The sequence below is a fragment of the Halostagnicola bangensis genome, assembly GCF_054653435.1.
Genome location: NZ_BAAIGG010000002.1, coordinates 1,105,098 through 1,123,981, shown reverse-complemented (window position 1 = coordinate 1,123,981; position 18,884 = coordinate 1,105,098). Strand labels below are relative to the sequence as shown.

General features: G+C 62.2%; 19 protein-coding genes. 7 read left to right on the top strand and 12 right to left on the bottom strand.

Features of this window, described 5'->3' with window-relative positions; genetic code table 11:
- Window positions 1-95: 95 nt before the first annotated feature.
- Window positions 96-290 carry an HVO_0649 family zinc finger protein gene (locus ACYQ14_RS07235; protein ID WP_283834770.1) on the top strand — a complete coding sequence of 65 codons (195 nt, stop codon included), beginning with the start codon at window positions 96-98 and terminating at the stop codon, window positions 288-290.
- 105 nt (window positions 291-395) lie between these two features.
- The gene (locus tag ACYQ14_RS07230; RefSeq protein WP_459886496.1) at window positions 396-1,475 is read left to right on the top strand and encodes an archaeosine biosynthesis radical SAM protein RaSEA; all 1,080 of its coding nucleotides are present in this window, start codon (window positions 396-398) and stop codon (window positions 1,473-1,475) included.
- 87 nt (window positions 1,476-1,562) lie between these two features.
- Here ACYQ14_RS07230 and ACYQ14_RS07225 read toward each other — a convergent pair whose 3' ends face one another.
- From ACYQ14_RS07225 to ACYQ14_RS07205, 5 genes are all read right to left on the bottom strand, one after another.
- Window positions 1,563-3,884 (bottom strand): catalase, encoded by a 2,322-nt coding sequence (locus ACYQ14_RS07225; RefSeq protein ID WP_459886493.1) that lies wholly within the window; start codon window positions 3,882-3,884, stop codon window positions 1,563-1,565.
- A 654-nt stretch (window positions 3,885-4,538) separates the two neighbouring features.
- Entirely contained in the window at window positions 4,539-5,219 is a 681-nt protein-coding gene (gene purQ / locus ACYQ14_RS07220; RefSeq protein WP_459886490.1) for a phosphoribosylformylglycinamidine synthase I, read from the bottom strand.
- 7 nt (window positions 5,220-5,226) lie between these two features.
- Entirely contained in the window at window positions 5,227-5,481 is a 255-nt protein-coding gene (gene purS / locus ACYQ14_RS07215) for a phosphoribosylformylglycinamidine synthase subunit PurS (RefSeq protein ID WP_459886488.1), read from the bottom strand.
- 143 nt (window positions 5,482-5,624) lie between these two features.
- Entirely contained in the window at window positions 5,625-6,917 is a 1,293-nt protein-coding gene (locus tag ACYQ14_RS07210) for an FAD/NAD(P)-binding protein (RefSeq protein ID WP_459886485.1), read from the bottom strand.
- Between the two features lie 82 nt (window positions 6,918-6,999).
- Complete coding sequence (locus ACYQ14_RS07205; protein WP_459886482.1) at window positions 7,000-8,784, bottom strand: nucleoside recognition domain-containing protein; 1,785 nt, start codon at window positions 8,782-8,784, stop codon at window positions 7,000-7,002.
- Window positions 8,785-8,966: 182 nt separating this feature from the next.
- On the opposite strand from ACYQ14_RS07205, the gene ACYQ14_RS07200 reads away from it, so the two are divergent.
- From ACYQ14_RS07200 to ACYQ14_RS07190, 3 genes are read left to right on the top strand one after another with little or no spacing between them, the layout of a single operon-like run.
- Window positions 8,967-10,298 (top strand): GTP-binding protein, encoded by a 1,332-nt coding sequence (locus ACYQ14_RS07200; RefSeq protein WP_459886480.1) that lies wholly within the window; start codon window positions 8,967-8,969, stop codon window positions 10,296-10,298.
- A 49-nt stretch (window positions 10,299-10,347) separates the two neighbouring features.
- Window positions 10,348-10,647 carry a DUF7511 domain-containing protein gene (locus tag ACYQ14_RS07195; protein ID WP_459886477.1) on the top strand — a complete coding sequence of 100 codons (300 nt, stop codon included), beginning with the start codon at window positions 10,348-10,350 and terminating at the stop codon, window positions 10,645-10,647.
- Between the two features lie 41 nt (window positions 10,648-10,688).
- Entirely contained in the window at window positions 10,689-10,949 is a 261-nt protein-coding gene (locus ACYQ14_RS07190; protein ID WP_459886474.1) for a hypothetical protein, read from the top strand.
- Window positions 10,950-10,989: 40 nt separating this feature from the next.
- Here ACYQ14_RS07190 and ACYQ14_RS07185 read toward each other — a convergent pair whose 3' ends face one another.
- On the bottom strand, window positions 10,990-11,670 hold the full coding sequence (locus tag ACYQ14_RS07185; RefSeq protein ID WP_459886471.1) for a DUF4336 domain-containing protein: 681 nt from the start codon (window positions 11,668-11,670) through the stop codon (window positions 10,990-10,992).
- Window positions 11,671-11,827: 157 nt separating this feature from the next.
- Window positions 11,828-13,219 (bottom strand): NAD(P)/FAD-dependent oxidoreductase, encoded by a 1,392-nt coding sequence (locus tag ACYQ14_RS07180; RefSeq protein WP_459886468.1) that lies wholly within the window; start codon window positions 13,217-13,219, stop codon window positions 11,828-11,830.
- Between the two features lie 187 nt (window positions 13,220-13,406).
- On the opposite strand from ACYQ14_RS07180, the gene ACYQ14_RS07175 reads away from it, so the two are divergent.
- Window positions 13,407-14,354 carry a formyltetrahydrofolate deformylase gene (locus tag ACYQ14_RS07175; RefSeq protein WP_459886466.1) on the top strand — a complete coding sequence of 316 codons (948 nt, stop codon included), beginning with the start codon at window positions 13,407-13,409 and terminating at the stop codon, window positions 14,352-14,354.
- A gap of 119 nt (window positions 14,355-14,473) precedes the next feature.
- On the opposite strand, the gene ACYQ14_RS07170 is transcribed toward ACYQ14_RS07175, so the two are convergent.
- Together ACYQ14_RS07170 and ACYQ14_RS07165 are read right to left on the bottom strand one after the other, a co-directional pair.
- Window positions 14,474-14,635: a DUF7576 family protein gene (locus ACYQ14_RS07170; RefSeq protein ID WP_459886463.1), complete on the bottom strand. Its 162-nt coding sequence runs from the start codon at window positions 14,633-14,635 to the stop codon at window positions 14,474-14,476.
- Window positions 14,636-14,821: 186 nt separating this feature from the next.
- On the bottom strand, window positions 14,822-15,229 hold the full coding sequence (locus tag ACYQ14_RS07165; protein ID WP_459886461.1) for a DUF2267 domain-containing protein: 408 nt from the start codon (window positions 15,227-15,229) through the stop codon (window positions 14,822-14,824).
- Between the two features lie 182 nt (window positions 15,230-15,411).
- Here ACYQ14_RS07165 and ACYQ14_RS07160 point away from each other — a divergent pair, with 182 nt between their 5' ends.
- On the top strand, window positions 15,412-16,719 hold the full coding sequence (locus tag ACYQ14_RS07160) for an acetamidase/formamidase family protein (RefSeq protein WP_459886458.1): 1,308 nt from the start codon (window positions 15,412-15,414) through the stop codon (window positions 16,717-16,719).
- Here ACYQ14_RS07160 and ACYQ14_RS07155 read toward each other — a convergent pair.
- The 3 genes from ACYQ14_RS07155 to ACYQ14_RS07145 form a co-directional block, all read right to left on the bottom strand.
- Window positions 16,716-17,039: a DUF5789 family protein gene (locus ACYQ14_RS07155; protein ID WP_283834752.1), complete on the bottom strand. Its 324-nt coding sequence runs from the start codon at window positions 17,037-17,039 to the stop codon at window positions 16,716-16,718. The two genes, ACYQ14_RS07160 and ACYQ14_RS07155, sit on opposite strands and share 4 nt — an antisense overlap.
- Before the next feature lie 185 nt (window positions 17,040-17,224).
- Window positions 17,225-17,416 carry a hypothetical protein gene (locus ACYQ14_RS07150; RefSeq protein ID WP_459886456.1) on the bottom strand — a complete coding sequence of 64 codons (192 nt, stop codon included), beginning with the start codon at window positions 17,414-17,416 and terminating at the stop codon, window positions 17,225-17,227.
- A 255-nt stretch (window positions 17,417-17,671) separates the two neighbouring features.
- Window positions 17,672-18,691, bottom strand: coding sequence for a phosphoribosylaminoimidazolesuccinocarboxamide synthase (locus ACYQ14_RS07145; RefSeq protein WP_459886454.1), 1,020 nt, complete (start codon window positions 18,689-18,691; stop codon window positions 17,672-17,674).
- Window positions 18,692-18,884: the final 193 nt, after the last annotated feature.

The following is an 18,884-nucleotide window of genomic DNA, read 5'->3' as shown; positions in this document are numbered from 1 at the left end:
TACGTACGCAGACGCTCACTATGAAGTCCTGTGGTTGGGTGAGCCGAGGATCGAGCACCCCGAATGTTATTAAGCACCATGTCCTATGATAGCACATGTCTGCCCAACAGAGCCGATCACCTTTCGACCGGCTTCGACAGAAGTTCGATGACACTGAACGGCGGTGTCGACAGTGCGGATACGTCGACTCCGACGGCGGATGGCGCGTCCGGACGAGCGGTGACCGAGTCTCCTACCAGCACGTTTGTCCGTCCTGTGACGCCATCGAAACGCGGGAGCTTCGGTTGTAGTCTCGGTTCCGTAATCGCGACGCGATCAGGACAGTCCCGTAGCGTCGGCTACCGAACGCGAGCGGCAACGAAGGCGCTTTAGGCGTCCGACCGCTTCCTTCGATAATGAGTACACCCACGCCCGACGTCTACGAGCAGGGCAAGGGCATGGACGCCCACAATCAGGTGATGCGGGAGATTCGCTCCGAGAAGGAGGCGAGCTACGATCCGCACGAACCGACTCGCGTCTGGCTCGACGAGGACAACACGCCCGACGGCATCAAGGAGAGTCTGACGATTATTCTGAACACCGGCGGCTGTCGGTGGGCCCGCGCTGGCGGCTGTACGATGTGTGGTTACGTCGCCGAAAGCGTCGATGGCGGGAGCGTCTCCCACGACGCCCTGATGGACCAGATCGATATCTGTCTCTCCCACGAGGCCGAAAACGCGGACGATCCAGCGCCGCTCATCAAGATATACACCTCCGGTTCGTTCCTCGACGAGCGGGAGGTCGGCGCCGAAACCCGCCGAGCCATCGCCGAAACCTTCGGCGACCGCGAGCGGATCGTCCTCGAGTCCCTGCCCGATTTCGTCGACCGCGAGAAGCTCACCGACTTCACCGACGAAGGGCTCCAGGCCGACATCGCGATCGGCCTCGAGACCGCCACGGATCGGGTTCGCCACGACTGCGTGAACAAGTACTTCGACTTCGCAGACTTCGAGGACGCCTGCTCGACCGCGGCCGAGGTCGAGAACGCGGGGATCAAAGCGTACCTGCTGATGAAGCCGCCGTTCCTCAGCGAACCCGAGGCCGTCGAGGACATGATCTCCTCGATCGAACGCTGTGCCGACGTGTCCGGCTGTCACACCGTCTCGATGAACCCGTGTAACGTCCAGCGCTACACCATGGTCGACGAACTCCACTTTAGAGACGGCTATCGTCCACCGTGGCTCTGGTCGGTCGCACACGTTCTCGAGGAAACTGCAGATGTCGACTCGATCGTCGTCTCCGATCCCGTCGGCCACGGCTCCGATCGCGGCGCACACAACTGCAAGGAGTGTGACGACCTCGTCCAGAAGGCGATCAAGGACTTCGACCTCCGACAGGATCCCGCCGTCTTCGAGCAGGTCAGTTGCGAGTGCGAGGCGACCTGGGAGGCCGTGATGGACCTCGAGCGCGGCTACAATCAGCCGCTGACGCGCTGACTCCGGTCCCTCGAGGGACTTGTTCGCTGTCGAACACCCTTTTCAGTTGGACGAACGGAAATCAGACGGACGTATTGCTGTCGGCCTCTAGGCGGGCACTTCCTTCGGACTCCGTTCCCAGTGGCGGTGCTCGGCGATGGCATCGACGAACGCCTCGGCGAAGTCCTCGAGCTCGTCGCCGTCGGGATCCATCACGACACCCTGTTCGGAGACGACGCCCGCTCCGTCTTTCGCCACGTCGATTCCCGGCAACTCGACGGCCTCGAGTAGCTCGGTTCCCTCGCCGACGGCGGCGATCGGTTTCTTGTGTTTGAACATCTCCGCGACGAAGTGTTTGGCAGTTCCCTGCTCTTTGAGCGCGTCGACGCTCTCCTGACCACCGGGAACGAACACTGCGTCGAACAACACCGACTCGGTAGTCACGTGGCTCTTGTCGGCCTCGATTGCATCGCCGTTCTCCGCTTCCTTCTCGCCGAGCACCTTCGAGACGACCTTCACGCGAGCGCCCTCGTCCTCGAGCTCTGATCGAATCGTCTCGACGTGCTCGGCCCCGGCGCCGTCGTCGACGAGGACGGCGATCTTTCGCGTCTCGATAGTGTCGGGCGTCCGATTGAGCATGCTGAGGCTTGGATCCTCAGCGTCGTGATCTGGCATCTCGTCGCCCGGTTCTTCGGGCGGTTCGACGCCGATTCCTTCGGCGGCTCGCTTGGCGAACTCGTGATCGACGTTGTTGAACATGTCGTAGACCATCCGCTCGCGGATCTCCATGCGGTCGACCTTCCCGAGTTCGAAGTGGGCGGCGTCGACGATGTTTTGCTTTTCGGGCTCGCTCATGCTGTTCCAGAACAGCCGCGCCTGCTCGAAGTGGGTCTTGAAGCTCTCCGAACGATTGCGGATCTTTTTCCCGTCGATCTTTTCGGCGAAGTGTTCGTACCCGCCTTCCTCCTCGGAGACTTCTTCGGGGTAGTCGTCGCCGATCGAGTTCGGCTTGTAGGATACTTTGCCCTGGTTGATCTCCTGGCGCATGAAGCCCGCGCGCTGGTTGTTGTGCCGTTCGGCGACGGGCCGATTGATCGGGATTTCGTCCCAGTTGGCGCTGTTGAACCGGTTGAGTTGTGTGTCCTGATAGGAGAACAGTCGACCCTGTAGGAGCGGGTCGTTCGTAAAGTCGATACCAGGTACGACGTTTCCCGGGTGGAACGCGACCTGCTCCGTCTCGGCGAAGAAGTTGTCCGGCGTCTCGTTCAGGACCATCTTCCCGATCGGGCGGACTGGAACCTCGGTTTCGGGGATGATCTTCGTCGGATCGAGCAGGTCGAACTCGAACTGGTCGGCCTCGTCTTCCTCGACGATCTGGACGCCAAGTTCCCACTCGGGCTCGTAGCCTTCCTCGATGACGTCGTAGAGGCCCTTGCGGTTGAAGTCCGGGTTCTTGCCGGCGATCTTCTGGGTCTCGTCCCAGACCAACTGGTTCGTGCCGAGTTTCGGCGTCCAGTGGAACTTGACGAACACGGAGTCACCCTCGTCGTTGACCAGCCGAAAGGTGTGGACGCCGAAGCCCTGCATCATCCGGTAGGCCCGCGGGAGTGCACGACCCGAGAGCACCCACATGATCATGTGCGTGATTTCGGGTTTCAGCGATGCGAAGTCCCAGAAGGTGTCGTGGGCCGCCGAAGCCTGCGGAATCCCGTCGTCGGGTTCGGGTTTGATCGCGTGTACCAGGTCCGGAAACTCCATCGCGTCCTGAATAAAGAAAACTGGGATGTTGTTGCCGACGAGGTCCCAGTTGCCCTCCTCGGTGTAGAACTTGGTCGCGAAGCCGCGAACGTCCCGCACCGTATCGGCGGAGCCTCGAGAGCCGACCACCGTCGAGAACCGGGTGAAGACCGGCGTTTTCTGGTCGGGGTCGGTCAGCACCGAGGCTTTCGTCAGCTCCGAGATGTCGTCGTACTCGTCGCCGAGATCCGGACCCTCGTAGGGCTGGAAGTAGCCGTGAGCTCCCGTCCCGCGGGCGTGGACGACCCGTTCGGGAATCGACTCGTGGTCGAACTGGGTCATCTTCTCCCGGAAGTGAAAGTCCTCCATGATCGTCGGCCCGCGCTCGCCTGCCTTGAGCGAGTTGTCGGTATCGGTGATCTTGACCCCGTGATCGGACGTTAGCTGTTCGCCCTCCGGATTTTCGCGGACTTCATCGAGTTGGTCCTGTTTGCTCTGCTCATCGAACTCGCCGGCGTCGTCGCTCGTTCCCGGCTGGCTCGAGTCGGACCCAGATCCCGAATCGTCGTCAGTGCCGCCGTCAGTTACCGCGGTTCGGTTCGATTCGTCAGTCGTCGCTTCCTCTCGGCTCTCTGTTGTGTTCGATGGCTCGGTAACAGCGTCCGTCTCGTCGGTCGGGTCGTGCTCTGACATAGATCGTATTTTCCTCGAGATGATCGTCACGGACCGAATTACACCAATTACCGATCGATGGAAGGTCCGTTCCCTTGCCGTTTAGTGACCCACAACTAGCTGGATAAACGCTATCCACACGCTTGCAAGCCGACGCAAGTGTCGTTCATCGTGCGAGTTTCGTCCGTCCGCACAAGCAGTGTGTTGGCGATAGCGCGTGGACCCGGGACTCGAGAAGATGAGAAGTAGATAATGGCACGGTTTCTTTATTGAGACAGATGACTGAAACCGAATCGGAAAATTCGGTAACTACGTGTGGGAACTAACTGCCGGGATTCCGACCAGTTGCAGATGATGGTACAGGGCACAAATTCATCGCGAGCTACCCCTTGAACCGGTTCCAATAGAGCCGAGGAGAACCCGAAAGAAGTATCATCGACACCATGCGTACACGGCGATCAGTCACCTTATATTTCCGGCGTCCGTCAATACGTCCCTACATAGAACAGCATTTCTGACGGCTATTGGATGAATTGCATCCTCTCCGATTACTGCTTGCCCTATCTTCACCACGATTTTCACACTCAACTCTAAATAAAGAGACTCACTACCAACTACTGTGAGAAAATCGATCTGCTCGAGACGGCGCGGCTCCCAAGATCTCGTTGTCCGCTATCAGACGCTCTCGAGACCCCGAAGAACACCCTGTCCGTCGGTGCCGCCGATGTCGGGGAGTGTGACGCGTTCGGGGTGGGGCATCAACACCGCGACGGAGTCTCGGTCGCCGAGCACGCCAGCGACGTTGTGTTTCGATCCGTTGGGATTGGCGTCCTCGGTCAACTCGCCGTCTTCGTCGCAGTACCGAAAGAGCACACGATCCTCGGCCTCGAGTTCCTCGAGTCGGTCGTCGTCGATTTCATAGCGCCCTTCGCCGTGGGCGATCGGAATCTCGAGAACCTCGCCCTCGTCGTAGGCCTCGGTCCAGGGCGTGTCGTCGCGCTCGACGCGGAGGTAGACGTGCTCGCACTGGAACCGTGCGCTCTCGTTGGTCGTAAAGGCCCCGTCGGTGAGCCCCGACTCGCAGCCGACCTGCGCGCCGTTACAGACGCCGAGGACGGGAACGCCGTCTGCTGCAGCGTCGCGAACCTCCGCCATAATCGGCGAGCGAGCGGCCATCGCGCCGGCCCGAAGGTAGTCGCCGTAAGAAAAGCCCCCGGGGAGAACGATTCCCGTCGTCTCGGCCGGCAAGCCGTCCTCGTGCCAGACGATCTCGGCGTCGATCTCGAGGTGGGAAAGCGCGCGTTCGGCGTCTCGGTCGCAGTTCGAGCCGCCGAACCTGATGATTGAAACAGTCATGGTGATCTTACTCCCGTTCGGCTACGTCGATGTCGTAGTCGTGGATCGTCGGGTTCGCGAGCAGTCGTTCGGCCATCTCTTCGACCTCCTCCTCGGCGTCGCCCGCGGAGTCGGCCTCAAGGTCGATCTCGAAGCGATCAGCCGAGCGAAGCGCCTCGAGATCGAAGCCCAGACGCTCGAGGGAGCGTTTGGTGGTCTCGGCCTCGGGATCGAGGACGCCGTGTTTGAGACGAACCGTCACCGTGGCGGTGTAGGTAGCCATTACGTGAATCCCCGTAACCGTGCTCAAAAACGCTTTCGGGTTGCGCCTGTGATGCACGTTCGTGGATAGACGCTTGGCACTGGCGGACAGAGTCGATACGGATGCCATCGGGCTCTCACAGAGAATTTTAACAGTCTGTCTGCCTACGGTGGGCATTCAGCCGCCTCGAGCGCCCCCGCCTCGATCGCGTCCGTGATCCGATCCGCGCTCCGTCGTGCGCCCGCGATGTTGCCTGCGAGCGCACCCACAGTTCCCGCTGCGAGCGCGCCGGAGACGAACAGCGGCGACGTCGTTCCGTCCGTTCGCCGCCAGGCGAGGCTCTCGTCCTCGAGGACGGGCATTCCCCGATACCCTCGCTCGAGATCTAGCTCGGCGACGAGCCGTTTCACGAACGGGTGCTCGTAGACCGGTTCGAAACCGGTGGCGAGCACGACCCGATCCGCCGAGAGACAGCCGCCGTCCTCGAGCAGGAGACGAACTTGTTTCTCGCCCGCGTTCGCCGACGACCCGCTGTCGACGCATCTCGCTGAGTCGACCGCGCTCTGACGGACAGCGAGATCGTCGGTCTCGACCAGATCCTCGAGCCGGTCGTGGAGGTACGGCGGCATCGTCGAGTCGTTTCGGACCGATTGGACGGCCTCGTAACGCGCTCGAGAGCCCGGCGGGTGACAGTGCAAGTTGGTCTCGACGTGCCCCCAATTGATCCAGCGTGGGTCGGCTTCGGTGACGGCCCGCTCGAATGGATGGCGGGCGAGCATGGTAACTGACTCGCGGGGCGTGGCCGAACCCGTTCCCGTCCGACCGGATCCGCGCTCGGCGAGGCAGGTCGCCAGTTGGCCAGCGGTGATTCCGCCGCCGACGATCACCGTTTCCCCGACGCGCCGTTCGGGATCAAAGTCGTCGCTCCAGACGTGGTTCACCCCGGGCACGCCGTCGGCCCAGTCGGGGGTTCGGTAGCGACCGCCGTGGCCGATCGCCAGCACGCAGTTTCGCGTGCGAAGATCGCCGTCGTCGGTTTCGAGAACCAGCGTATTCGAACCCTCGGCTTCACCCGGCACGGATCGAATCCGTTCGACCGACGCTCGCCTGTGTAGCGACTCGAGATCGTTGCCGTCGATCACGTAGTCGGCGTAATCGAGAAAGAGTGCGAGCGAGGGGCGGCGCGGGTAGCCGGGCGTCGGTCGGAGTTCGTTCTCGCGACCCTGCGATTCAGCGAAGCTCTCGAGGCCGAACGGTTCGGTACCGACGTGGTGGACGAACGTCGAGCGAAGTTCCTCCATGTCACAGGCCGCCGCCTTCCGGCGAAACGACTCGAGAAGGCGTTCGTGGGGATCGACGACGGCGATCCGATCGCGGTTCAGGGACGTCTCCTCGAGGAGTCGTTGGACGAGGTACGTTCCGTGGATGCCGCCGCCGACGATGACACACTCGAGCATTCAGGACCACCTACGCCAGGTTGTTATTTTACTCCTTTGGTTTAATAAATATGGTTGGTGTAGAACGTATCTTTAACAAAATTCACACGACGAGCGCGCCGATCCAGGCGATGCACAACGCGAACCCGATCGCCGCGGCCGCCTGTCGGGCCAACATTTTCAGCACGAATCGGCTCGAGACCTCTCGAACCACGGTGATGGCGGTGACGAGACACGGGAAGAGAACGCCGGCCAGGTAGACGGCGACAAGCACCTGTACCGGAGAGAGGGCGGCGACGCCGGCGGTATCCGCGGTGAGCAACGCCACGCCGTCCTTGCGAATCGACGCGAGGACGACCGGCAGGGCGGCCTCCGCCGGCAGGGTGAACGCGGCCATCGCGGGCTCGAGGCCCACTCCCATGCGCTCGAGCGCCCCGAGGTAGTCGAGGAGCGCGGCGACCACGCAGATACCCGCGAAGACGGGGAGTGCCGTGGTGATAAAACTCGAGAGCGACGCTCGAGCCTCCCGCCAGATCGCCCGCGCTCGAGGGCGCTGAAGGAACGTTCGGCGATCGACGGCGAGGCTGGTCATCCGTGCCCGTTCGGGGGCGATGAGGCGAACGTAGATGAGCGTGGTCGCAACGAGGATCGCGAGGTAGGGGCCGACGAGCCAGGGCATTCCGACGGCGGCGAAGACCGCTAGCGTGGCTGGAAACTGGTAGGAGCAAGCCGAGCCGAACGAGATCGCCGAGATGGTGGTACAACGGGTGCAGGAAGAACAGCTCCGGGTGCTCGTGACCGCGGGGACGTTACAGCCAAAGCCCATGACGACGCGGACGAGGTCCCGACCCGTGAGTCCGACGCGGCGCATCGTCGGGTGAAGCGCGGTCGTGATTCTGGTGGCGAGCCCGCTGGCCTTGTAGGCGCCCATGAACAGCGCGAAGATGAGCATCGTCGGAAGCGCCCAGACGAACAGGAACGGACCCATCGCGAGCAGTCCGTACTCCCCGCCCAGAACGGCCGCGAGCGGACCGGGAAGCGATCCCGTCCACGCGACGGCCGGCTCGAGCAGTCCGCCGACGATCGGGTCCATCTCCTCGGCGACGGTGTTCGCGAACGCGACAGCGACGAACGCGGGTACTAACAACGCCAGACAGCTAACCACGGGCCCGACGTATGGCCGTTCGAAGACGCGCTCCGGCGGTTCGATTTGCCAGCCGACGCGCGTTTCGGCTCCGCCCGGAAACTCGCGGCCACCGCGAAGTACTTCGAAGAGGTCTCGGCCGTCCGCGGCTCGAACAGCGGTGGGTTCGGTTCCGCCCGTCGCTCCGCCGTCGGTTGCCACGCGGGCCAGATTTCGGGCGTCGACGGGCACGACGGGAACGCCGAGGTCGGCCTCGAGATCGGCGATCGCTCCCCACGCTCGTCCGCTGTCGATCCCCGGCGGTTCGTTGCCACCTCTCTCCGGGGCCGCTTGCTCGTTATCGACGACCGTCGCTCCGCCGTCTTCGACCCTGTCCCAGAACGTGACGACGACGGAACCGACACGACCCTGAACGATCGGCAGAAGATCCGCGAGGTCCCGGTCGATATCGGTTGCCGGGACGACGAGGACGACACCGTCTGCATCCTCGAGATTCGAAAGCGCCGTTCGGGTGGTTTCGGTGTCCGTCTCGAGGGTGAGACCCGGCGTATCGACGATCTCGAGGCCGTTCGTTCGGTACACTTCACTCGAGACCGTCGAACCGCCGATCGCTTCGTCGGTCGGGGCCGTCTCCGATAGCGCGTCGGCGAGCGCGGATTTGCCGACGTTTTCTTTCCCGATGAGGACGACGGTCTCCGGTTGCGTCTTGGCCGTTCGTTCACCGCGGTTCTCGGCCTCGTTCATGTCGTCGAGGTGGGCGCTGTGGCTCGCAGTTCTTGGATTCGACTCGGTTTGTCGATATCACCCGTCATATCCGGGTGTGGGGCTTGAGACATCCGTCGGTCTTCGACTCGAGCGCCCAGTATAATAATACTGACGAACAAAATAATAACTATTATTAAATTGGCCACCATATTGGCAACTGAATGCCCGAGAATACGATTCCCGTAACGGTCCTCAGCGGTACGCTCGGGGCCGGAAAGACGACAACGCTGAATAACCTCCTTCGCGAGAGCGAGGAGCGCGACGTCGCCGTCCTCGTCAACGATATGGGCGAGGTCAACGTTGACGCCGAACACGTCGCCGAATCCTCGGACATCACCGAGGAGGAAGAAGAACTGGTCGAACTCTCTAATGGCTGTATCTGCTGTGAGCTTCGCGGCGATCTTCTCGACGCAATCGGATCGCTCACGCAGGCTCGCGAGTTCGATTCGATTGTCGTCGAGTCGACCGGCGTCGCAGAACCCCTGCCGGTCGCCCAGACGCTTACGCTCGGCTTCGATCAGTCCGATCTTGACCCCACGGAGTTCTACGAAGAGACCGGCATCGAGCCGCTCGAGAACTGCCACCTCGACACCACGGTCACGGTCGTCGACGCCCACCAGTTCCACGAGGCAATGGCCTCGGACGAAGTCCTCGACGACGACGGGACGAAAAAACACCTCGGCGATCTGCTCATCGATCAGGTGGAGTTTTGCGACGTGTTGCTCCTGAACAAGTGCGACCTGGTTGACGAGGAGACTCTCGAGAGCGTCGAAGAAACCCTCGAGACGCTCCAGCCGCGAGCCGAAATCGTTCGGACGACCCACGGCGCTGTTGACCCCGACGAGATTCTCGAGACCGGTCGGTTCGATTTCGAGGACGCCCAACAGTCCGCGGGCTGGGTACAGGAGCTCCGAGAGCCCCACGAGTCGGCCGAAGAAGAACACGGTGTGACCTCCTTCGTCTTCGAATCGCGACGGCCGTTCCACCCCGAGCGATTCGCCGACCTGCTCGACGAATTTCCCGAGAACGTCGTTCGCTCGAAGGGCCACTTCTGGCTCGCGGGACGGGAAGACGAGGCGGTCACGCTCAACGTCGCTGGCCAGTCGATCCGCGTCGCACCTGGCGGGCAGTGGATCGCCGCGCTCCCGCCCGAGGAACGCGAGGAACAGTTAGCGGAGTACCCGCAACTCGAGGACGCCTGGGACGAGGAGTGGGGCGACCGCGGTACGCAGCTGGTCTGTATCGGAACCGAGATGGACCACGAAACGGTCCGAGATCGGCTCGAAGCCTGCGTGCTCGACGACGAGGAGATGCGTGAGGACTGGGAGACCTACGACGATCGGTTCCCTTCCTTCGAGGTGCCGGACGAAGACGAACTCGATGGCGAAGCGCCCGAGGGTGCTTCGGAGGGAGATGAGGGGACGGAAACGTCGGCTGAGACGGACCACACTCACGAGCACGAGACGGCGACGGAAGTGGGCCTCGCCAAGTGAGCGATCGGACCGAGGCTCGAGGAGACGGTACGAACAGAAATCTACCACAGTGACAGCACACGACCCAACGGACGACGGTGACGCGGACGGGGAACAGGGGGTGACTCGAGAGGAGTACGAACCGACTTGGGAAGAACAGAGACCGACTCGGGGTAAATCGAACACCGGCGACTCACCGGTGGATTCGACCAGCGAAGTCCGCTCGCTGGACTGTCGGTCCGTCGTCGAACCGGACGAACACGGAACCGAGATCTGTACGATCTACGATATGTCCGACCCACGGACGAAACAGACGGCGTGGCTTTCCGCGGAGGAGGGTTCGTTCGTCGACCTCGAGGAGATGCAGTAAGACGACTCGATCACACGACGCACTACAGATACCTACCACCAATGTCAACCGCATTCCAGACCGCAGTTCGAAAAAACGTCCAGCGCGAGAACCGTTACGAAGCGATCGACCGCCTCGTCGAGAAAGGCGAGCGAACGAACCTCTCGATTATCGTCCAGATGGGCGGTCTCGACGGCGAGTTCCGTCGCCGCGCGCTCGAGGGGCTCTCTAACTGTCGCGCGACCGAGGAACTCGAGGAACTCGCCGAGGATACCACCGTCGCACCGTCGTTGCGTCGGCGCGCCGACGAACTGGCCTCCTAGAGTATCTCGGGAGTAGCCTGGCCCGCAAGCAGTTCTGAAATCACAGTATCCACTCGAACCCGTCGGCAACGGCGCGTTTGCCGCCGGTTTCGATGATCTCGCCGTGGCCGGGGATGACTCGATCGAAGTCCCACGCCAAAACGTCTCGAATCGACCGACGGAACGCGCGCTCGTTTTTGATCGTGAGCCGCAGATCGAGCGGCGGCCTAACCCGCCCGTAGATGCCCGCAATTCGCGCCAGTAGACGTGTTTTCAACGGGCTCGAGGGACCGATGTGGAATCCGACGTCTCCGAGGATGACCGTTCGACTCGGGCGATGGAAGTACGCGATCTCGGTGAGCCACTGGTGGCCGACCACGGCCGCCTGGTCGATGTCCGTCGCCCACCGCGGGTCGGGGACGTCACCCAACAGCCCGTCGAACGTCAGGTCCGGCCGCCGAACGCCGAGTCCGGGCGCAGCGAGGAGTTCGACGTCCGGGAACGCTTCCCGGTACTGCTCCATGTACAGATGACCGTGGAGCTTGCTGGCTGGGGCGACGAACCGAACGTCGCCGAGTTCCTCGAGCGCGGCCTCGAGTGCCGGCGTCAACTCGGCCGGCGACTGGACGAACAGGCCGCCGCTCGAGAGGCGGATCACCGTCATGATCCGTCCCATCTCGACTCCCATAAACCGAAGCGGTTCCTCGTACGTCCACAGTCGATCCGCCGTTCGTCTGAGCATAATTTCTCTTCCGTCTCGAGTACGGGGCCCGAACGCATATACTAAAAGTAGGTGTGATACGGTCTGCTGTAACGATTTACCGGAGCAACCGCAGGACAGCTCGCGGTTGCTCCGGAAATGACTTACAGCAGACCGTATGAGAGAAGCAGGTCGTCAGTCAACAGTCACAGTAGTCCGGCTCGCAACACGAGACGTCTTCGAGGAACATCCGCTTCTCCCGGTACTCCTCGAGCGATTCGGTCTCCACGTCTAACCGTTCGGCGAGCGCCTGTGCGACGACGGCGAACCGCTGCCGGAACTTATAGATGAAACAGAACGACTGCCCGTCGTGGGCGACTTGCGGGCCGACGAGGAACAGTCCCGGCGTCTTCGTCGACTCGTCGTCGCCCGTCAGATCTGGGTGTTCGCCGTCGAAATCGAACAGGTCCTCGACCAGCGTCAGGCTTCCCTCGAAACCCGTCGCGAGGACTGGTGGGGTTCTCGAGCGAAACCGCTCGCTGTCGGTCGTGATCACGTCGTAGCACTCGTCGTCAGTCGGTACGTCGTATCGCTCCTCAGTCCCACGTTCGCCAGTCACTGCCTCGCCGCTCGCGTCTCCATCTCCGCTGCTGGATTCGACCCGTTCGATGCGTTCGACGCGAGCGTCAGCAACGAGATCGATAGGCTGTTCGTCGGCCAGTGCGGCCTCGAGTCGCTCGTTTGTTCTCGGCGAGAGCACCTCGCTGGGATCGGGGCTCCGAAACTGCCACGTTCCCTCGTCGTCGAGGACCGCGGTCGAGAGCCCCGCACTCGAGAGGCCGATAGCCGCGTCGATACCGCTCTCGGCACCGCCGATGACGACGGTGTCGGCCACCGCCGTCGGTTGAGTCTCCACCCGGTCGCCGCCGGACGGTCGGGAGCGGTCGGTGGCCGGCCCGTGTCCAGTCCTCGGAGCTGTCGTCGTCCCGGAGCCGTCCGCGGCCGCTCTCTGAACTTCGCGGTCGGGAGCACCCGTTCTGTCGGTTTCGGGGCTCGCTCGGGAGCGGAATCGATTCGCGTAGCGCTCCCAGGAACCGATGGAAGCAACGTGAACCGCGTGACTCGAGCCGGGAATCGACCCGTCGGCGGGGTAATCGTACTGGCCCGCGGCCCAGATGACGTATCGGGCACGAACGGGCTCGCCGTCGGTCTCGAGCGTGAACCCGGCTTTGTGTTCCCGGGCCGCGACGGATTCGACGTCGACACTGGTCTCGATGGTCAACTCGTGAAACTCCGCGACGGCCTCGAGGTACTCCGCGTACTGCTCGCCGGTCGGATGCTCGCAATCGAGTGCAAGCGCGGGCGAGGTATCGACGGTGATCGCGTTCAGATCGCGCGCGCCGAAGGCGTTGGCGGGAAACGACGGCGTGAGAAGGCGCATCTCCACGGGCCAGTTGCGAAAGGACGCGCCGATACAGTCGCGCTCGAGGATCGCGTAGTCGATACCGAGTTTCTCGAGAACGACTGCCGTTCCGATTCCCGCTGGTCCGGCGCCGACGATCGCGACCTCGAGATCGAATGAACTGCTCATAGATACCATAGACGGCCCGGAGTTAATAAATAGAATGGTGTAGATAATAATATTTGCTATAATTTAGGACCTGGTCTAGTGTGTTGGGACGAATCACGGAACGGTCGCCGAAAGGCAGGGCTTTTCACGATTCACCGCATGAGAGCGTACTGATGTTTCGACAATCGCTCGAGTGGAGGTGGCAGCGATGACGACCGACGTAACTGAAATTACGGTCGTTGGGGACGACGACACCGGGTTGATCGCCCGAGTGACGAGCCTCCTCTTCGAGCGCGGAATCAATATCGAAGATCTCGACCAGGCGGTCAGAGACGGCGTCTTCCGGATGTATCTCGCCGTCGACACGAGCGAGATGGTCTGTACGAAGGAAACGCTTCGAGAGGATATAGACGAACTGGGTTCCGACCTCGAACTGGACGTGCAGGTTCGGTTCCCAGCCGATCGGGATAACCAACAGATCGCCGTCCTCGTGACCAAAGAAAGCCACTGCCTCGAGGCGCTGTTCGAGGCATGGGCCAACGACGAACTGGGCGCAGATATTGGGGTCGTTATCGGAAACCACGACGACCTCGAACCGCTGGCAAACCACTACGACGTGCCGTTCCACGATATCGGCACCGAATCCGGCCAACAGGACGAGGAGCGACTCCTCGAGTTGCTCGCGGAGTACGACGCCGATCTGATCGTCCTCGCACGGTACATGCGGATTCTCAGCCCGAACGTCGTCTTCCGCTACGAGGATCGTATCATCAACGTCCACCCATCCCTTCTCCCGGCGTTCCCCGGCGCGGAGGCCTACCGCCAGGCCGTCGAGGAGGGTGTTCGCGTCGCGGGCGTCACCGCCCATTACGTCACGACCGATCTCGATCAGGGGCCGGTGATCACCCAGCGGGCGTTCGACGTACCCGACGCCGCCGATCTCGAGGAGATGAAACGCCGCGGACAACCCCTCGAGGCCGACGCCTTGATCGAAGCTGTGCGTCTTCATCTGAACGGTGACGTCTCGGTCCACCGCGGCCGAACGACCGTCCGAGAGGATGGCGACGCCTATCAGTTAGGTCTTCCCGACGAAGTCGACGACTTCATTCCGGATCGTCCGATCGACGGGATCGGAAGCGTCGTCGCCGACGAGTAATGCGGTTCTGAGATTCAGTCGTTCGGACTGACCACGGTAAAACGGGTGCGCCGTCGCTCCGAACTTTCTTTCGAGCTACTGTCTGCTTCCGGTGATTCAGGTGAAGGATTTCGTTGCGTTCACGCCCGCCATTCCTCGAGACAGCCGTCGCCACAGAAATTGTTGTAGGCGGCCTCGCCGTCCTCGAGTGTCGTCACGACTCGTCTGTTCGTGCTCTCTGTAACGGCGTCGCCGCAGTTGTCACACTGTGGTCCGGTATCGTCGTCCGTCGAATCAGCCATTAGAAGACACAAGGGACGAAACGCACTTTAACCAACCTATCTCGTCGGTATTGACCGCTCCGGGACAAAGACGTTTTAGACCCACTGAGATGGGCGAATTAGGTGTCTATTCTCGAGTCGCCCGATCGAACGGTTCACCTCGACGCCGGCGAACGGTCAACGGCGCGTTCGACCGATTCGGCTTCCTCAGATTTGTTCCGCGTTCACGTCGACGCCTTCGAACAGCGGATCGAGTTCGGCATCGAGCTGGGCCTTGAGGTTCTCGAGTTCACCCTTGGTCAGCGTCGCGGTCAGCGCGTCGGTCACGCCGTCCGCGTACCGTTCGGCGTCGTTCGGCTCGAGGTCGGTATTTTGCAGTCGTTCGCCGACCCGGTTGACGAACGCGTTGCGGTCGTAGCCGGAACCGTCGTGGTCTGCGTCTTCGATTACTCCCGCTAGCTCGTCGGGGAGTTGTGTCGCGACGTCTTTGGCCTCGCCGGCGGTGAGCGTCTCCCCGAGCGTCTCGAGGACGGCGTCGGTTGCGACTTCCGCTCGATCGATCGTTTCGATGTGGCTCGCCTCGAGCACCAGCTGGTAGAACTCGCTGTTTTGCATGGTGGCGACTTTTCAAGCGACCCGCATCGAACTTGGGCTCTCACGTGCAAGCCCCTCGACTCGAGCGCGAACTCGACTGCTCAATCAGACACGTATCAAATACTCGCAAATCGGTCAAATACGTGTCTGTTATCCGACTGACGAGCTAGTTTACTATCTCGGAGCCGCTATATTGGTACGTTATGGCACAGCAAGAAGTGGAACAGGAGCTATACGTCGATCAGTACACGCTCGGGCTGGTCGGTCCCGATCAGGAGTGGGCCGGCACAGTTGCTGACGGGGGAACGATCCGAACGTACACGCCGCCGGGCTGTTGGGGGCCGATGATCACGCCCGACTTCCGGGGCGGCCACGAGGTTACGCGGCCGATCCGCGTCGAGGGAGCTTCGGTCGGCGACGCCATCGCCCTCCGCATTCGGGATGTCGAGGTAACGAGTATGGCGACGAGTACAGGGTCGATGGCCGAACGCGAGGACGCCTTCGGCGACGATCCGTTTGTCGACCACCGCTGTCCTGAATGCGGCACCGAGTGGCCCGAGAGTGTCGTCGAGGGAACCGGCGAGGACGCGATCAAGTGCGCCGAGTGCGGCGCGAACGCTTCCTCCTTCGGCTTCGAGTACGGCTACACCGTCGCGTTCGACGAGGACCACGAGGTGGGGATCACGCTCGACGGCGATGCCGCCCACGAACTCGCGACGGACGCGGCCGAGGTGATGGACATCCCCGAGAACTCGAGACAGCACCCCATCCTGCTGTACGAACCCGACGAGATGCCGGGCACGCTCGGCCGGCTTCGCCCCTTTATCGGCAACGTTGGAACGACCCCGCCGGTGACGCTCCCAGATTCGCACAACGCGGGCGACTTCGGCCAGTTCCTCGTCGGAGCCAAACACGACTACGGCATCGAAACGCAGGCCGACCTCGAGGCCCGCACCGACGGCCACATGGACGTGCCGGAGGTTCGCGCCGGCGCGACGCTGATCTGTCCGGTCAAGGTCGACGGCGGCGGGGTCTACGTCGGCGATCTCCACGCCAATCAGGGTGACGGCGAGCTCTCCTTGCACACCACCGACGTCAGCGGAACGGTGACGATGGACGTCGAGGTGATCGAGGGCCTCGAACTGGGCGGCCCGCTCCTCCTTCCGAACGAGACGGATCTCCCGTTCATCAGCCGGCCCTACAGCGACGACGAGCGCGAGTCCGGCCGAGAGCTCGCCGCCGACCACGGCGTCGACCTCGAGGAGGACATGGGCCCGATCCAGGTGATCGGGAGCGGCGAGACGGTCAACGACGCGACCCAGAACGCCTTCGACCGGGCGACGGATCTCCTCGAGATGAGCGAGGGAGAAGTCCGTTCGCGGTGTACGTTCACCGGCGGGGTCCAGATCGGTCGGCTTCCCGGCGTCGTCCAGCTCGATCTGCTCGCGCCGATGGACGTACTCGAGGATCGCGGGATCGATCACCTCGTCCGCGAACAGTACGATCTCTAGAACGACAACTGCTCGTCCTCTCGTGTCTCACCCAGCGCTGGCGGAGTCCGATCCGAGTAGTACCGTCGCCCGATCGCTCGACTGTCGACCATATTGAAAATCGCCTGTCGCGCCTCCGCCGGCGAATTGTAGGTATCCTCCGACATCGCGCCCAGAAGCTCCTCGAGCGATTCCGAACCGTCCGGTAGCTCGAGGGCGTACTCGCCGTACGTGTCGACGAGTTCCTCGTTCGTCGCGGGGTAGCCGTGATCGTCGAGTTTCGCCTCGAGTTCGCCAAATACCACGCCAAGTTCGCGGGTGGGACTGTATGAGTTGTTCATCGTATCGACCGGCTGGCCCTACTACGAGGAGGGATAAACAACCGCGGGGTGAGCATGACGGCATCGCCAACGGCACCGCTCGTGCCGGCGATCGAAACGAAGAGCCGAAAACCAACGGGGTCGTCTCGAGGCGACGCGACCGATTCGGTAACAGCGCAATCGCGTCGTTTCGCTGGCGATCCGGTTCAGTCGGTCGGCTCGGCGGTTTCGGCGGACGCGTTCGATTGGGTGCTCGACGGCTGGTTCGCCGCGGTCGCACTATCCGGCGTCGTGATGAACGTGAGGTACAGCATGAATCCGACGAACAGTGCCAGCGCGACGCTTGCGGCGGCCGTGATACCGATGGTTGCATCGAACGGGACGATAGCTGGTGTCACAGCAGCGAAACTCTCGAGGGACATAATATGGTGCTGGTCGACCGTTTGGAGTCGCGAAATATGAGCGTTACTTTTTCGGCTCTCGGTGCGATACAATGTGGGTTGGTATCATCTAGCGAGATAAGGTATGCGGACCGGACGGGTTCGAAGACGACGGACACCGATACGATACGGGGCGGATAGAAGAGGTCCTAAAGCGGATACTCGAGGGGGCCGAATGTGCCAGTCAACCACCGGACCGTGGAGAAATCGTGACTACAGCCGGCTGACCGCACCGATCGCACTCGAGAGCGGCGGTGCCTCGAACAAATCCAGTCCGGTGTAGGCGTTGGTTCCGGCACAGTAGAGGTCTCGAGCTGTTTCGATTACGTCCTCCTCGAGTGGCTCCGGATCCCGCTCGCACAGCGACTTCCAGTCCGCGACGTCGCGGCGCTCGGCTTCGGCCTTCGCGTGTTTGACCGACTCGACCCACTCGGGCTGGGTGCGTTTGTGGTACTGCCGAAGGACCTCCTTCGAAAGCTGGGTCCCCTCGTGGCTGAATCGATTCTCGTCGAACGTGCCGACGACGTCGGCAACGCGGATCTCGCCGTCGAAGGTGAGACACTCAATCTTGCCGTCCTGGTGGGACAGCTCCGCGCCGCTTGCCTGTTCGGTGATGATCTCGTTGACCTCCCGGGCGACGGACTCGAGGTCGTCGATCGAGGCCTCGCCGGCGATGTAGTCGGCTTCCTCGCGGTCGAGGTAGCGGTCTCCCTCCTCGTATTTCGTCGAGAACTCGACGATCGGTTCCTCGAGGTCGACCGTCTCGTCGGGCCAATTCTCGAACGCGAGGCCGTGGTCCGCGGGCTCGGTCCGTCGGCGGAGACTCGAGCCGATCGGGACCGTGTTCCGGAAGACGACCTCGAGCGGGATTAGGTAATTCGAGCCCGCCTCGGCATGGTAGGATTCGTAATCGTACTCCCGACCCACGTTCGGCAGATCCGGTACCTGCGTCAGGTCGATCTCCATCACCCACGGCGGGCGCGAGGCGTCCTCGAGTTTGCTCACGCCGCCGTCCTCGCCGACGCCGCGATAGTGCGTCGGTACGCCTTCCGACTCGAGCAGTTCGAAGTTAAAGGCCCCCATCGTACAGAGCGTTGCACCTTTCTTCGGAATCGGATCGGGCATCTTCCCCCAGTCGAACACCGAGTAATCGTCGGTGAAGACGAACGCCCCGCGACCGAGCGAGTCCGCCGTTGCTTCCTCCTCGATCCGAAACTCCTTGACGCTCGTCATTCGTCACACCTCATCGAGTGGCCCCCGCGGTTCATACTCGAGTTGCCGTGTCCCCACCGTAAGAAGGTTTCAGTATTATTCGCGGGGCCGGTCGTGAGGTCTCCGCTGAGCCGCGACCGCTTCGAGGCACCCCTCGTTCGTTTCAGATCAACCGAATCTCCGAGATAGCGGTGAGTTCGGACGCGTTCCACCA